This is a genomic window from Streptomyces sp. NPDC104307 (assembly GCF_055584045.1).
Map to the genome: position 1 here is coordinate 458,668 of NZ_JBVJMU010000003.1, position 13,525 is coordinate 472,192.

General features: G+C 71.8%; 12 protein-coding genes. 8 read left to right on the forward strand and 4 right to left on the reverse strand.

From position 1 onward, the window contains the following. Positions 1-113: 113 nt before the first annotated feature. The gene (locus ACZ601_RS12120; RefSeq protein WP_469536167.1) at positions 114-1,037 is read right to left on the reverse strand and encodes a rhomboid family intramembrane serine protease; all 924 of its coding nucleotides are present in this window, start codon (positions 1,035-1,037) and stop codon (positions 114-116) included. Positions 1,038-1,181: 144 nt separating this feature from the next. Here ACZ601_RS12120 and ACZ601_RS12125 point away from each other — a divergent pair, with 144 nt between their 5' ends. The 5 genes from ACZ601_RS12125 (at position 1,182) to ACZ601_RS12145 (ending at position 5,381) form a co-directional block, all read left to right on the forward strand. Further along, positions 1,182-1,790, forward strand: a complete 609-nt coding sequence (locus tag ACZ601_RS12125; protein WP_469536170.1) for a HutD/Ves family protein — start codon at positions 1,182-1,184, stop codon at positions 1,788-1,790. Positions 1,791-1,871: 81 nt separating this feature from the next. Beyond that, positions 1,872-2,378, forward strand: coding sequence for a pyridoxamine 5'-phosphate oxidase family protein (locus ACZ601_RS12130; RefSeq protein ID WP_469536173.1), 507 nt, complete (start codon positions 1,872-1,874; stop codon positions 2,376-2,378). 61 nt (positions 2,379-2,439) lie between these two features. Next, positions 2,440-3,051, forward strand: coding sequence for a TetR/AcrR family transcriptional regulator (locus ACZ601_RS12135; protein ID WP_311306257.1), 612 nt, complete (start codon positions 2,440-2,442; stop codon positions 3,049-3,051). A gap of 304 nt (positions 3,052-3,355) precedes the next feature. After that, complete coding sequence (locus ACZ601_RS12140) at positions 3,356-3,559, forward strand: cold-shock protein (RefSeq protein ID WP_015607926.1); 204 nt, start codon at positions 3,356-3,358, stop codon at positions 3,557-3,559. A 244-nt stretch (positions 3,560-3,803) separates the two neighbouring features. After that, positions 3,804-5,381, forward strand: coding sequence for a DEAD/DEAH box helicase (locus ACZ601_RS12145; RefSeq protein ID WP_469536176.1), 1,578 nt, complete (start codon positions 3,804-3,806; stop codon positions 5,379-5,381). Between the two features lie 129 nt (positions 5,382-5,510). Here the strand turns inward: ACZ601_RS12145 and ACZ601_RS12150 are convergent, their stop codons facing one another. Genes ACZ601_RS12150 through ACZ601_RS12160 form a run of 3 tightly spaced genes read right to left on the reverse strand, consistent with a single transcriptional unit; the run spans position 5,511 to position 9,308 of the window. Then, complete coding sequence (locus tag ACZ601_RS12150) at positions 5,511-6,485, reverse strand: ankyrin repeat domain-containing protein (RefSeq protein ID WP_469536179.1); 975 nt, start codon at positions 6,483-6,485, stop codon at positions 5,511-5,513. 51 nt (positions 6,486-6,536) lie between these two features. Further along, entirely contained in the window at positions 6,537-7,445 is a 909-nt protein-coding gene (locus ACZ601_RS12155; RefSeq protein WP_440574339.1) for a hypothetical protein, read from the reverse strand. Between the two features lie 51 nt (positions 7,446-7,496). Continuing rightward, on the reverse strand, positions 7,497-9,308 hold the full coding sequence (locus tag ACZ601_RS12160) for a beta-galactosidase (protein ID WP_469536182.1): 1,812 nt from the start codon (positions 9,306-9,308) through the stop codon (positions 7,497-7,499). A 243-nt stretch (positions 9,309-9,551) separates the two neighbouring features. Here ACZ601_RS12160 and ACZ601_RS12165 point away from each other — a divergent pair, with 243 nt between their 5' ends. The 3 genes from ACZ601_RS12165 (at position 9,552) to pepN (ending at position 13,428) form a co-directional block, all read left to right on the forward strand. After that, positions 9,552-10,430 (forward strand): helix-turn-helix domain-containing protein, encoded by an 879-nt coding sequence (locus ACZ601_RS12165; RefSeq protein ID WP_440574337.1) that lies wholly within the window; start codon positions 9,552-9,554, stop codon positions 10,428-10,430. A 35-nt stretch (positions 10,431-10,465) separates the two neighbouring features. Next, the gene (locus ACZ601_RS12170) at positions 10,466-10,798 is read left to right on the forward strand and encodes a chorismate mutase (RefSeq protein WP_469536185.1); all 333 of its coding nucleotides are present in this window, start codon (positions 10,466-10,468) and stop codon (positions 10,796-10,798) included. A gap of 125 nt (positions 10,799-10,923) precedes the next feature. Further along, positions 10,924-13,428, forward strand: a complete 2,505-nt coding sequence (pepN, locus tag ACZ601_RS12175) for an aminopeptidase N (protein WP_469536188.1) — start codon at positions 10,924-10,926, stop codon at positions 13,426-13,428. Positions 13,429-13,525: the final 97 nt, after the last annotated feature.

A 13,525-nucleotide genomic window follows, 5' to 3' on the forward strand; every position in this document is an offset into this window, starting at 1 on the left:
TACGGAACTGAACGCGGCGCCTGCCCGTCCCCGACCGGACGATTCGGCAGGCGCCGTGGCGCATCCCGGGCCGGGGCACGCTCGGCCCGTCAGCGCCGACGGGCCGGTCACGCTCAGCCCGTCAGCGCCGACGTCTTGAGGACCACCAGCAGCACCAGCACCGCGGACAGCACCACACACCCGGCGGCCTGGACCGAGGTACGCCGCTCCGCCGGGGCGTACGCGTAGACCACCGTCACCAGCGCACCGGTCAGCAGCCCGCCCAGATGGCCCTGCCACGAGGTGAACCCGGCCGAGACCACCATCCACACCAGGAACCCGGCCAGGAACCTGTTCACCGCGTGCATGTCCTGGCCCAGCCGTCGGCTGATCACGTAGAAGGCCGCCGCGAGCCCGAAGACCGCCCCGGAGGCGCCCACCGAGGTGTTCAGCGGCGCGACCAGGTACACCAGTACCGAACCGCCCAGCGCGGACAGCAGGTACAGCGCGAGGAAGCGGACCCGCCCCAGCTGCTCCTCCACGACCCGGCCCAGGTTCCACAGCGCGTACATGTTGAAGACGATGTGCAGTACCCCGAACGGCACCGAACCGAGGGCGGAGTCGCCGGGCGGCAGGTGCAGGAAGGTCCCGGTCAGCAGCCGGTACCACTCACCGCCCAGCACCCCGGTCACGTCGAAGCCGGGGATGCCGCGGCTCTCGTAGACGTACCTGACGCCGTCCGGACCGGTCAGCTCCGCGCCCGTCATGCCGAACCGGTCCACGATCCCCGGGTGCACCAGCTCGGCCAGGTACACCAGGATGTTCAGGCCCATCAGTACATAGGTGACGAGCGGAACCGCGCTCCTGGCCACCGCTCCGCCGAACACCGTCCGCGCCTGCCGGACCGAACGCCGCCCCTCCTTCACGCACTCCACGCAGTGGTGGCCGACCGCTGCCTCACGCATGCAGTCGGGGCAGATGAAGCGCTCGCAGCGGGTACAGCTCACATACGTCTCGTACGAGGGATGGCGGTAGCACGTGGTGATGGCGGCCTCCATGGCCGGCTCCTTCATCGGTGAACGGGCGAGAGCGGCCGGTGGGGGGCGGCGGCGATCAAGATAGCGAACCCCCGGGGAGCCGGGACCGACCGGCCCCGGACCGTAGGCTCGTCGTCCCTGCCCCGTCGAACCCGGAGTATCCGCATGACCTCTGAGGCGTTCCGAATCCTGCGCGCGGCGGGCCGGGCTCCGGCCCCCTGGAAGAACGGCGGGGGAGTCACCCGCGAGATCGCCGCGTCCCCGGGTCCGGCGGGCGACGGCTTCGACTGGCGGGTCAGCCTCGCGGACGTCACGCAGGACGGGCCGTTCTCCGCCTTCCCCGGCGTGGACCGCGTCCTGACCGTGGTGGAGGGCGCCGGGATGGACCTCATGGTGGACGGTGAGCACCACATCGTCGACGAGCCGTACTGGCCCCACGACTTCCCGGGCGACGTGGCGACCGGTGGACGGCTGCTCGCGGGCCCGGTCGTCAACCTCAACGTGATGCACCGCAGGGACCGCGTACGGGCCGAGGTGGCGGTCGTACGCGGCACCCTGCGGCCGGCGGCGCCCGAGGGCGGGGCGGTGCTGGTCGTGGCGCTGGAGGACGGCGCCGTCATCGACGGTACGGACACCGGGCTCGGCCGCTACGACGCGGTGTCGCTGCACGGCCGCGCGTCGTGCGTGCTGCGGACGTACGGGTACGCGGCGCTGATCACGCTGTCGGGACACGGACACGGACACGGCGCGCGGACAGCGGGCGAGGTCGCCTGACGGCAGCCGAACGGGTGGTCCGGGACAACCGGCGGCGGAATCCAGACAGAAGCTGTCGGGATTACGGAGTTCGATGCACTCATGACATCGAACTCCTGGGCAGACTTCCGGACCGCGGAACCCGAATTCGCCGACACCGTGCGCCGACGCTTCGAGCAGTACAAGCACCATGTCCTGGCGACCCTCCGCAAGGACGGTTCCCCCCGGGTGACCGGACTCGAAGTGGAGTTCCGGCTGGACGAGCCGTTCCTCGGCATGATGCCGAACTCCCGCAAGGCGCTGGACCTGCTCCGCGACCCCCGCTTCGCCGTGCACGCCAACCCCGGCCCCGACGCCGAGATGACCGACGGGGACGCCCGGATCTCCGGCCGGGCCGTGGAGGTGACGGACCCCGAGGTGCTGGCCCGGTTCGTCGACGCGGTGACACCGCCGGAGCCCTTCCACCTCTTCCGGGTGGAGCTCACCGAGGTGGTACGCGTCGGACTTGAGGGCGGCGACACCATGGTCATCCAGTCCTGGCGCCCCGGCCGCCCAGTACGCACGATCCGCAGGGGCAATGACGACGGCTCGACGACGACAGCGCCCTGACCGGCCGGGGGAGGGGTGACGCGGTGGCCGTGTCACCGCTCCCCGGGCGGAGAATGGACGGGTGCCTACCAAGAAGAAGCCACAGGCGACGCCTTCCCCCGAGCGGCGCGGCGAGCTGCTCGCCACCGCCGCGGAGGTGTTCGCCGCGCAGGGATACAACGCCACGACCGTCCGCCGGATCGCGGACGCGGCCGGAATGCTCGCGGGCAGCCTCTACTACCACTTCGATTCCAAGGAATCGATGGTCGACGAGATCCTCTCCACCTTCCTGAACGAGCTGTGGGAGGGGTACGACGCGGTGCTCGCCGCCGGACTCGGCCCCAGGGAGACCATCGAGGCGCTCGTCACCGAGTCCTTCCGTGAGATCGACCGGCACCGTGCCGCCGTCGCCATCTACCAGAAGGAGTCCCAGCACCTGGCGGACCGGCCGAGGTTCCAGTACCTCGTCGACTCCCAGCAGAAGTTCGAGAAGGCCTGGCTCGGCACCCTGGAGCGAGGCGTCGCGGACCGGGTCTTCCGTGCCGACCTCGACGTCCGCCTCACCTACCGGTTCGTCCGCGACACCGTCTGGGTCGCCGCCTCCTGGTACCGGCCGGGCGGACAGCACAGCCCGGAGGAGATCGCCCGCCAGTACCTGTCGATGGTCCTGGACGGGATCGCGCTGCGCGGCTGAGGCGGTCCGGATACCTCTGCGGTCCTCTCTTCGGCGATCTTCGATCGGCTCCGGCCCTTGCGCCCCATGGGTTCACCCGGAGAACAGCCGGCCGGCGGCGTGGCGTGTCCCACCGCTGGTCGGCAGATCGTGCTACGGTGGTCCGGTTGCAGTTTTGGTACCCATGAACTTTATGTGCGCCTGACGGGAATGCTTCCTCAGGCGCTTTATTGTTTTCCGGCTTTCTCCGGGTGGGGCTCAATGCGGCGACTTGGAATTCGTAAAGTGCGGATTTCCGGCACTGCACCTGTTTTAGGAGAATGACATGGCTACTGGAACCGTGAAGTGGTTCAACTCGGAAAAGGGCTTCGGCTTCATCGAGCAGGACGGCGGCGGCGCTGACGTCTTCGCCCACTACTCCAACATCGCCACCCAGGGCTTCCGTGAGCTCCAGGAGGGCCAGAAGGTCTCCTTCGACGTCACGCAGGGCCAGAAGGGCCCGCAGGCGGAGAACATCGTCCCGGCCTAATTGCCGGACGCGTACCTCGCAGCCGGGGCCCGCACCGTGAAGGTGCGGGTCCCGGCTTGTGCTGTCCCTGGGAATACGTACGTTCCGGGCGTCCTCGGGCGCCCCGCACCGGGTGCGACGAAGCACCCCGGGTGTCCCGGGCCCCCGCGCACCGCGTGCGGCAGTCCGCATTCCGCGCGCGGGCCCCGGCAATGTCCCAGCAGTCCCACGTAGTTCCCAGGAATCCCCAGGAGGGCAATTCCGTATGACCCGCTCCGAACGTCAGGACCGTCCCGCCCGCAATCGCCCGTCGAGGGGGCGTGGCACGGCCCAGGCAAAGGCAACCGCACAGGGTTCCGGCAAGGGATCCGGCAAGGCGTCGCCGCGTCGCAAGGCAACGCCGCCGCAGGGTGAGTTCGCCCTGCCCGAAACCATGACCCCCGCACTGCCCGCCGTCGAGGCGTTCGCCGAGCTGGACATGCCCGCCGCCCTGCTGAAAACCCTTGCCGCGCAGGGCGTCACCGACCCCTTCCCGATCCAGGGCGCCACCCTGCCGAACTCGCTGGCCGGCCGGGACATCCTCGGCCGGGGCCGCACCGGCTCCGGTAAGACCCTCGCCTTCGGCCTCGCGGCGCTGGCCCGCACCGCCGGACGGCGCGCAGAGCCGAAGGCGCCGCTCGTCCTCGTCCTCGTCCCGACCCGCGAGCTCGCCCAGCAGGTCACCGACGCGCTGACGCCCTACGCCACCTCGGTCAACCTGCGGATGGCCACCGTCGTCGGCGGGATGTCGATCAGCAAGCAGTCCGGCACCCTGCGCCGCGGCGCCGAGATGCTCGTCGCCACGCCCGGCCGGCTCAAGGACCTCATCGAACGCGGCGACTGCCGCCTCGACCAGGTCGCCATCACCGTCCTCGACGAGGCCGACCAGATGGCCGACATGGGCTTCATGCCGCAGGTCGTCGCCCTGCTCAAGCAGGTCGAGCCGGACGGGCAGCGGATGCTCTTCTCCGCGACCCTGGACAAGAACATCGACCGGCTGGTCAAGATGTTCCTGACCGACCCCGTCGTGCACTCGGTCGACCCGTCCGCCGGTGCCGTCACCACCATGGAGCACCACGTGCTCCACGTGCTCGACGAGACCGACAAGAAGGCCGTCGCCACGAAGATCGCCGCCCGCGAGGGCCGGGTGATCATGTTCGTCGACACCAAGCGCGCCGCCGACCGCTTCGCCAAGCGGCTGCTCGCCAGCGGTGTCCGTGCCGCCGCCCTGCACGGCGGCCGCTCGCAGCCGCAGCGCAACCGGACCCTGGACCAGTTCAAGAACGGCCAGGTCACGGCGCTCGTCGCGACGAACGTGGCGGCGCGCGGCATCCACGTCGACGACCTCGATCTGGTCGTCAACGTGGACCCGCCCACCGACCACAAGGACTACCTCCACCGCGGCGGGCGCACGGCGCGCGCCGGGGAGTCCGGCAGCGTCGTCACGCTGGTGCTGCCCGAGGAGAAGCGGGAGATGACCCGGCTGATGCAGGACGCGGGCATCGCGCCGCGTACCACCCGGATCAAGTCCACCGACGAGGAGCTGACCCGGATCACCGGCGCGCGTGAGCCCTCCGGCATCGCCATCGTGGTCGAGATCCCGCAGCCGACCCAGCCCAAGCCGCGCACCCGGTCCGGTTCCACCGGGTCCGGCACCGGCGGCGGCTTCCGCTCGGGCACGCGTGGGCGTGGCCGGCGCGGATCCGGAGCCGGTGGCGCCGGATCTGCCGGTACCGGGGGCGCGGGTCGCTCCGGCGGTACCGGCCGCAGCGGTGCGCCTGCGCGCGGGCGCCGCGCGGCCTAGCGGAATTCAGCCCGTCCGGCGACGGGGGACGGAAGCGATGACCGGGAGCACCCGGGCGACGCTTCGTCCTCAATCGCCGGACGGGCTTGTCTGTGCCCGGCGGACTTGTTCGGGTGCGGCAGCGTGAGCTCAACCCAGCCGGGACAGGACATCCGCGCCGAACGCCCGGCGCAGCGGGTCGTCCGCCGCGCACCACGCCGTCGCCGCCTGCCGGGTCTCCTCGTCGCCGCGCTCGCGCAGCGCCTCCGCGCAGGCGTGCCAGTTGTCCAGCTCCGGGCCACCGGAGCGCAGCGCCCGCCGGGCCAGCTCCTCGAACGGGGCCGGCCGCCCCAGCTCGTGCTCCAGGAGCGTGGCGATCGCGCCGTGCCCCGTCTGCTGGTCCTGGCCCGCGAACGGCTCCCCGTCCCCGCGCACCAGCTCGACCGTCAGCGTCTCCCCGCCGTCGACCACGGCACGGCGCACCACTACCTGGTGCGCGTCCGTGTCCCCGTACGCCTCCAGCAGTCCGCCGCGCATCTCCTGCTCCAGGTCCACGTCCAGCATCCGGCGTGCCTCGTCCAGCGCCTCCTCCAACGCCCCCTCCGGTGCTCCCGCACCGTGGTGCAGCAGCGCCCGTACGGTTTCCAGGGAGCCCCTGCGGGCGGCCAGGAAGAGCGGAGCCTCGCCCTCCGGCCCCGGCAGGCACGGGTCGGCGCCATAAGCGAGCAGGGTGCGCGCGGTCCCCGCGTGGCCGAGCCCCACCGCCCAGCGCAGCGCCGTGAACCCGAACTGCTCGCGCAGATCCGGCCGGGCGCCCGCAGACAGCAGTGCCTCGACCACCTCGGTGTGACCGCCGCACGCCGCCCCGCAGATCGGCAGGTCGCCCGATTCCGGACCGCAGGCCCGGTCCGGCTCTGCGCCCGCGGCGAGGAGCAGCCGCACCACACCCGGCCGGTCCGAGACCGAGGCCAGGTACAGCGGGCTCGCGCCGTCCACGTCGGACGACTCCACGGGCACCCCGGCGCGGAGCAGCCGCACGACGGCGTCCTCGCCCTCGTACACGGCGTCGAACAGGCTCTGCCCGTCCACCGCCACGTCCGCCCGCGTCATCGGATGTTCTGTCACATTTCGACTGTAATACCTTTCGCGCCAAGGCCTGTTAGGGGTGTCGGCGGCTCAGGTCGTGCAGTCCAGCACCGTGCGGCACAGCGCACACCTGGCCCGCACCCGGCCGCGCACCGGCACCCGGTTGCGCTGATGGCAGGTCGGGCACGCGAAAGCGACCCGCAGCCCGTCCGGGCCGGTCTCGAAGGCGTACGGAGGCTCGGGGCCCGGGGCCGCGGCCGCACCGGGATGGTCCTGGGCGTACCGCCGGTCCTTGGCGTACCGGCGCCGGCCCGCCCAGCCGGCCGCCGTCAGCGGCGGCCGAAGGTTCTCGCGAAGCGCCTGCGCCCGGCCCTTCGTGTACGCGGTGTAGGCCTGCGGGCTGGTGAACCAGGGCGAGGGGTCCTCGTCGAAGGCGAGTGCCCGCTTGGCCAGCACGTACCCGAACTCCTCCGGGGTGAGGTAGCCGAGCTTCTGACTGGAGGTGGCGTCCTCCCGGAACGCGTCCAGCAGCAGCCAGCCCGCCCCCAGATAGGCGGCCGCGGTGTCGGTGAGGATCTCGTTGTCACGGGTCCCCGGGAACTCCAGGCCGAGCCGGTGCAGCAGCACATGCGTGACCTCGTGCGACAACGCGGCCCCGATGTCCCTGCGGTGGGTGCGGAACCGGTCGTTCAGCTCGATGAAGTACTCAGGCCCCGCCGCGAGTTCGACACTCCCCGCATGCTCCATCGCACGGAACGCCACGACCATCCGGGCGTCCGGCAGCCGCAGGTGCCGCACCATCGCCCGCGCCACGCGCTGCGCGCCGAGATGCAGATCGTCCGCGTCCGCGAAGGCGGCGTCCACGGGCAGCAGGCTCGGCGCGAAACGGTGGACACCGTCGCGACTCAGCCGCCGGTACAGCGCGGTGATCGCGGACCGGACGGTGTCCAGGTGCGGGAAGCCGTGCACCACCGGGCTGCCGTGAGGGCTGTCGCTCACACCCGCACCCCCGTCCGTACCACTCGGCTCCCGCCCACAGTAGCGGGACTTTCAGGAAACACCCCGGGGCGCGTCCGCCGCACTCCGGGACGGCAGCCCCGGGCCCAGCTCCGCGTACGGCGCGCCCGCGTCCTCCAGCTCCAGCACCCACACCTCGTTCTGTCCCTCCCGGAGCACCGGACCCGGTACGTACAGCGTGTGCTGCGGGCCCGCCGACCAGTACCGGCCGAGGCAGAACCCGTTCACCCAGACGAACCCGCGCGTCCAGCCCGGCAGTTCGAGCCCGGCGTGTCCGGTGCCGGCCGCGTCCGCGAGCTCGAAGGAGCCCCGGTACAGGCCGCCGCGCCCCGACCCGTCGAGCGGGACGAACGGGACACCGGCCACCGCCGCCGCGTCCTCGAACGCGTCGAGCCGCAGCGCCCGCGCCCGTACACCGTGCAGGAACTGCCGTTCGTGCAGCACGCCCCCGGTGATCCCCTTGGCCTCGCCGAGGCGCGGACCGTAGTTGACCCGGCCCAGCGACTCGACCCACAGTTCGACCTCTGCGGGACCGGCCACCGGCTCCTCCAGCGTGCTGTCCTCCTCGCTCAGGACGCCCCTGCGGACACCGTCCACGTACACCACCGCCCGGTCCCGGAGGCCCGACACCCCCAGGGCATAAGGCCGTCGGGGACCCGGCACGCCGACCCGGTAGCGCACCAGGCCGCGATCGACACCCAACTCCTCGAAGGTGGGCGGAACACCGGACTCCGGCTGCTCCTCGTCCCCGAGCGCCTCCATCACCTCCCGCAGCGGCGCCCAGCCGGTCAGCGCCGCCCGCAGCGGTTCCGCGAGCCCGGCGGGCTCCGGCGGCGGCTCCGGCAGCGGCCCGTCCGCGTACTCGGCGAGGATCTTCCGGAACAGCCAGAACTTCTCCGTCGGCCGCCCGTACTCGTCGACCGGCGCGTCGTAGTCGTACGACGTCACCGTCGGCTGGAGCTCCTGGTCCTGGAGCGGGCCCGCGCGGTTGGCGCCCGCCCAGCCGCCGAAGTTCGTCCCGCCGTGCGCCATGTAGATGTTGACCGACGCCCCGCACTCCAGGATCTCCCGCAACGCCTCCGCGGCCTGCGCCGGATCGCGTACGACGGAGGGGGCGCCCCAGTGCTCGAACCAGCCGCACCAGAACTCCATACACATCAGCGGGCCCTTGTCCTGATGGCGCCGGAGCACCCGGAACGCCTCGCGCGCCCCCGAGCCGAAGTTCGCCGTGGCGAGCAGACCGGGCACGGAGCCGCCCGTGAGCATGTGGTCCTCCGGCCCGTCGGAGGTGAACAGCGGCACGCTCACGCCGTACTCGACGAGCATCGCGGCCAGCTGCCGCAGATAGTCCTGATCGCTGCCGTAACTGCCGTATTCGTTCTCCGCCTGAACCATGATCACCGGGCCGCCCCGGTCGATCTGCCGCTCCACGACCTGGGGCAGCAGCTCGGCGAACCACCGCCGTACCGCCTCCAGATATCCCGCGTCGCGGGTCCGCACCCGCCGGCCGTACCGCCCGGTCACCCACACCGGCAGACCGCCGTTCTCCCACTCCGCACAGATGTACGGTCCCGGGCGGACGATCGCCCAGAGGCCGGCCCGCCGGGCCGCGTCCAGGAACCGGCCCAGCGCCGCAACGTCCCGGAACCGGCCGGGCCCCGGCTCGTGGAGATTCCACGGCACATACGTCTCGACGCAGTTCAGCCCCATCGCCCGCAGCATCGACAACCGGTGATCCCACTGCGCCTCGTGCACCCGGAAGTAGTGCAGGGCACCCGACAGCAGCCGTACGGGCCGCCCGTCGAACCGGAAGTGGTCGTCGTCGCCCACCGTGAAATCAGCCATCGTGCTCGTTCTCTCCTGTGCGGGCGGTCCCGGAACCCCGTGCTCCGCGACCGGTTACGGCCGGAACACGGCACGTGTGACGGAGCGGGCGAACCCGGGAGGAATGTCGCGACCCAGCCTCACCCCCTGGCGTGCGGCCGGTCCATGGACAAAGATCATTGCTGTTTGGACGCAGCACTCGACCGGATGACACAACACCGCTGCAGCCGCCGCACGACGCGAGAACCGGGGGAGCGAACGCCGATGTACCACACCTGGATGCGCTTCTTCACCCCGAGCCCGCTCCACCACCGCCTCGGCCTGGTCTGCCTCGGGGTGGGCCTCCAGCACGGCGCACTGCCCACCGTCGGCCCCCGCACCCTGGACCACCACGTCGCCGTCGTCATCAACTCGGGCAGCGGATGGTTCGCCGGGCCCGACGGCCGGCGAACCCCGGTCACCGGACCCAGCCTGATCTGGCTCACCCCCGGCACCCCCCACCACTACGGCGCCGACCCCGCCACCGGCTGGGACGAGAGCTTCGTCGACTTCACCGGCCCCGCCACCACCACGTACACCGAACTCGGCTACATCGAGCCGGACCGCCCCCTCGTCCCGCTCTCCGACACGGCGGCACCCCGCGCCGCCATCGGCCGGATGGTCCGGGCGGCCCGGCGCGGCAACCCCCTGCTGGAGGTGGAGACCGGCGCCGCCGTCCACGAGCTGCTCGTCGCCCTGCGCCGGGCCCGCGCCGATGTCAGCCCCGACGGGGACCCGGTGCTCCAGACCATGGCCCGGGACGCCTTCCAGCCGCTCTCCGTCGCCGAGCACGCCGCACGGCACGGGATGACCGCCGCAGAGCTGCGCACGGCCGTCCGGCGCGGTGCGGGGTGCAGCCCCAAGGACTACCTCCTCGGCATCCGGCTCGGCCGCGCCAAGGAGCTCCTCGCCACCAGCGACCTGCCCGTCGCGGCCGTCGCCCGCCGCGTCGGATACGACGATCCGGCGTACTTCTCCCGGCTGTTCGCCCGCCGCGTCGGCACCGCGCCCGTCCGCTTCCGTGAGCAGCAGGGCCGCAGTGTGCCGGGCGGCTGGAGCGACCGGGTGCCGGACCCCGACCACCCGCCGACGATCACCCCGTAGCACGCCCCGCCGGACAGGCTCTAAGCTCGACGACCATGACCACGAGCAACATCGACGATTCCGTAGGCGCCGAGCTGAACCGGCTGCGAGAGAGCATCGACAACATCGACGCGGCCGTCGTCCACATGCTGGCCGAGCGCTTCAAATGCACCCAGCAGGTTGGTCACCTCAAGGCCGCCCACCAGCTTCCCCCCGCCGATCCGGCCAGAGAGTCCCGCCAGATCGCCCGGCTGCGGCAACTGGCGGAGAGCGCCCACCTGGACCCGGCGTTCGCCGAGAAACTGCTGAACTTCATCGTGGCCGAGGTCATCCGCCACCACGAGCGCATCGCGGAGGAATCGGCGCACGGCGCGAACGCCGGTACCTGAGCGCGCCGCCGGGGCCCGCCGCCCCGGCGCCCGCCCCGTCGCCCCGTCGCCCCGCCCCCGCCGGCCCTCTCAGCCCGCCGCGAACCCGACTGCGTCCCGCACACCGCATACGGCAGCATGGGGTCATGTCCGTACTGATGCGCGACGAAGCGCAGACCCGAGCCCAGTTCCTCGACGTACAGCGGTACACGATCGAACTCGATCTCACCGCGGGGGAGGAGACCTTCGACTCCCGTACCCTCATCCGGTTCACCGCCCGCGCGGACGGTGACACCTTCGTCGAGATCAAGCCCGCCACCCTGCGCTCGATCAGCCTCGACGGGCAGCCGCTCGACCCCGCAGACCTCGACGGCAACCGCTTCCCGCTCACCGCCCTGACCAGCGGCGAACACGAACTCCGCGTCGACGCCGCCATGCGCTACTCCCGGACCGGCGAAGGCATGCACCGCTTCACCGACCCCACCGACAACGAGACCTACGTCTACACCCAGCTCTTCATGGAAGACGTCCAGCGCGTCTTCGCCGCGTTCGACCAGCCCGACCTCAAATCCGTCTTCGCGCTCACCGTCACCGCCCCCGAAGGCTGGACCGTCCTCGGCAACGGCATCACCGAACACACCGGGGACGGCCGCTGGACCATCGCCCCCACGCCGCCGATCTCCACCTACCTCGTCGCCGTCGCCGCGGGCCCCTGGCACTCCGTGACCACCGAACACGCCGGACTGCCCTTCGGCATCCACTGCCGCGCCTCCCTCGCCCCCCACCTCGACGCCGACGCCGACGAGATCCTCGACATCACCCGGGCCTGCTTCGACCGGTTCCAGGAGAAGTTCGACGAGCCCTACCCGTTCGACTCCTACGACCAGGCCTTCGTCCCCGAGTTCAACGCGGGCGCCATGGAGAACCCCGGCCTCGTCACCTTCCGCGACGAATTCGTCTACCGCTCCGCCGTCACCGACACCGAGCGCCAGACCCGCGGCATGGTCATCGCCCACGAGATGGCCCACATGTGGTTCGGAGACCTCGTCACCCTCACCTGGTGGGACGACATCTGGCTCAACGAGTCCTTCGCCGAGTACATGGGCTACCAGACCCTCTCCGAAGCCACCTCCTACACCGACACCTGGGTCGACTTCGGCGTCGCCCGCAAGAGCTGGGGCTACGACGCCGACCAGCGCCCCTCCACCCACCCCGTCGCCCCCGACGCCGCCGCCGTCCCCGACACCGCCTCCGCGATGCTCAACTTCGACGGCATCTCCTACGCCAAGGGCGCCTCCGCCCTCCGCCAGCTCGTCGCCTGGCTCGGCGAGAAGGACTTCCTCGCCGGCATCAACACCCACTTCGCCCGCCACAAGTTCGGCAACGCCACCCTGGCCGACTTCATCGACAACCTGGCCTCCGCCACAGACCGCGACGTCCACGCCTGGGCCGACCAGTGGCTGCGCACCACCGGAGTCGACACCCTCACCCCGCACATCACCGAAGCCGACACCACCTGGTCCCTCACCGTCGACCACCAAGGCACCCGCCCCCACCGCATCACCGTCGGCACCTACGACCACGCCATCGACACCCAGTCCGGCCCCGAACGGCTCGTCCCGCGCGACCGCTTCGACATCGGGATCCCGCAGGACGACGCCCCCACCACCCGGCCCGGCCGCCGCCCCGCCCTCGTCGTCCCCAACGACGGCGACCTCACCTACGCCAAGGTCCGCCTCGACCCGGACTCCTGGAACACCGCCCTGCGCAGCCTCTCCGGCATCCCCGACGCCCTCACCCGAGCCGTCATCTGGAACACCGCCCGCGACATGGTCCGCGACGGCGAACTCGCCCCCACCACCTACATCGAGGCCGCCCGCACCCACCTCCCGCACGAAACCGACCTCGCACTCCACCAGGGCGTCCTCACCTTCGCCACCACCCAGATCGCCGGACGCTACCTCAGCCCGGAGGACCGCCCCGCCGCCCTCACCACCCTCACCGCCCTGTGCCGCGACCTCATCCGCCGCACCGAGGACGGCAGCAACCCGGGCCTGCGCCTCATCGCCGTCCGCCACCTCATCGACGCCGCCACCCAGCCCGACGCCATCCAGGACTGGCTCACCGAAGGCACCGTCCCCGGCGGACCCGAACTCGACGCCGAACTGCGCTGGCGCGTCCTCACCCGCCTCGCCGTCCTCGGCGCCGTCGACGAGACCGCCATCGCCGCCGAACTCGACCAGGACCCCAGCGCCACCGGCCAGGAAGGCGCCGCCCGCTGCCGCGCCGCCCAGCCCACCCCAGAGGCCAAGGCCGCGGCCTGGCAGGCCATGTTCACCGACGACAGCCTCTCCAACTACCTCTTCACCGCCGTCGCCCAGGGCTTCTGGCAGCCAGAACAGGCCGAACTCGTCAGCCCCTACGTACCCCGCTACTACCCCGAGGCCACCCAGCTCGCCGTCCGCCGCGGACCCGCCATCGCCGAGGCCGCCGGACGCTACGCCTTCCCCGCCTACGCCATCGACGCCCACAGCCTCCACCTCGGCGAACAGGCACTCACCGACCAGGCCCTGATCCCCGCCCTGCGCCGCAAACTCGCCGACCAGATCGACGACCTGCGCCGCGCCCTCGCCGTCCGCGACGCCCACTGACCGGACCGGCGAACCCGCACCACCCGTGCCCGGTCCGCCCTCACCCCGAGGGCGGACCGGGCACAGCCCGTGATGCGCCGGGCAGACTGCCGGAGCC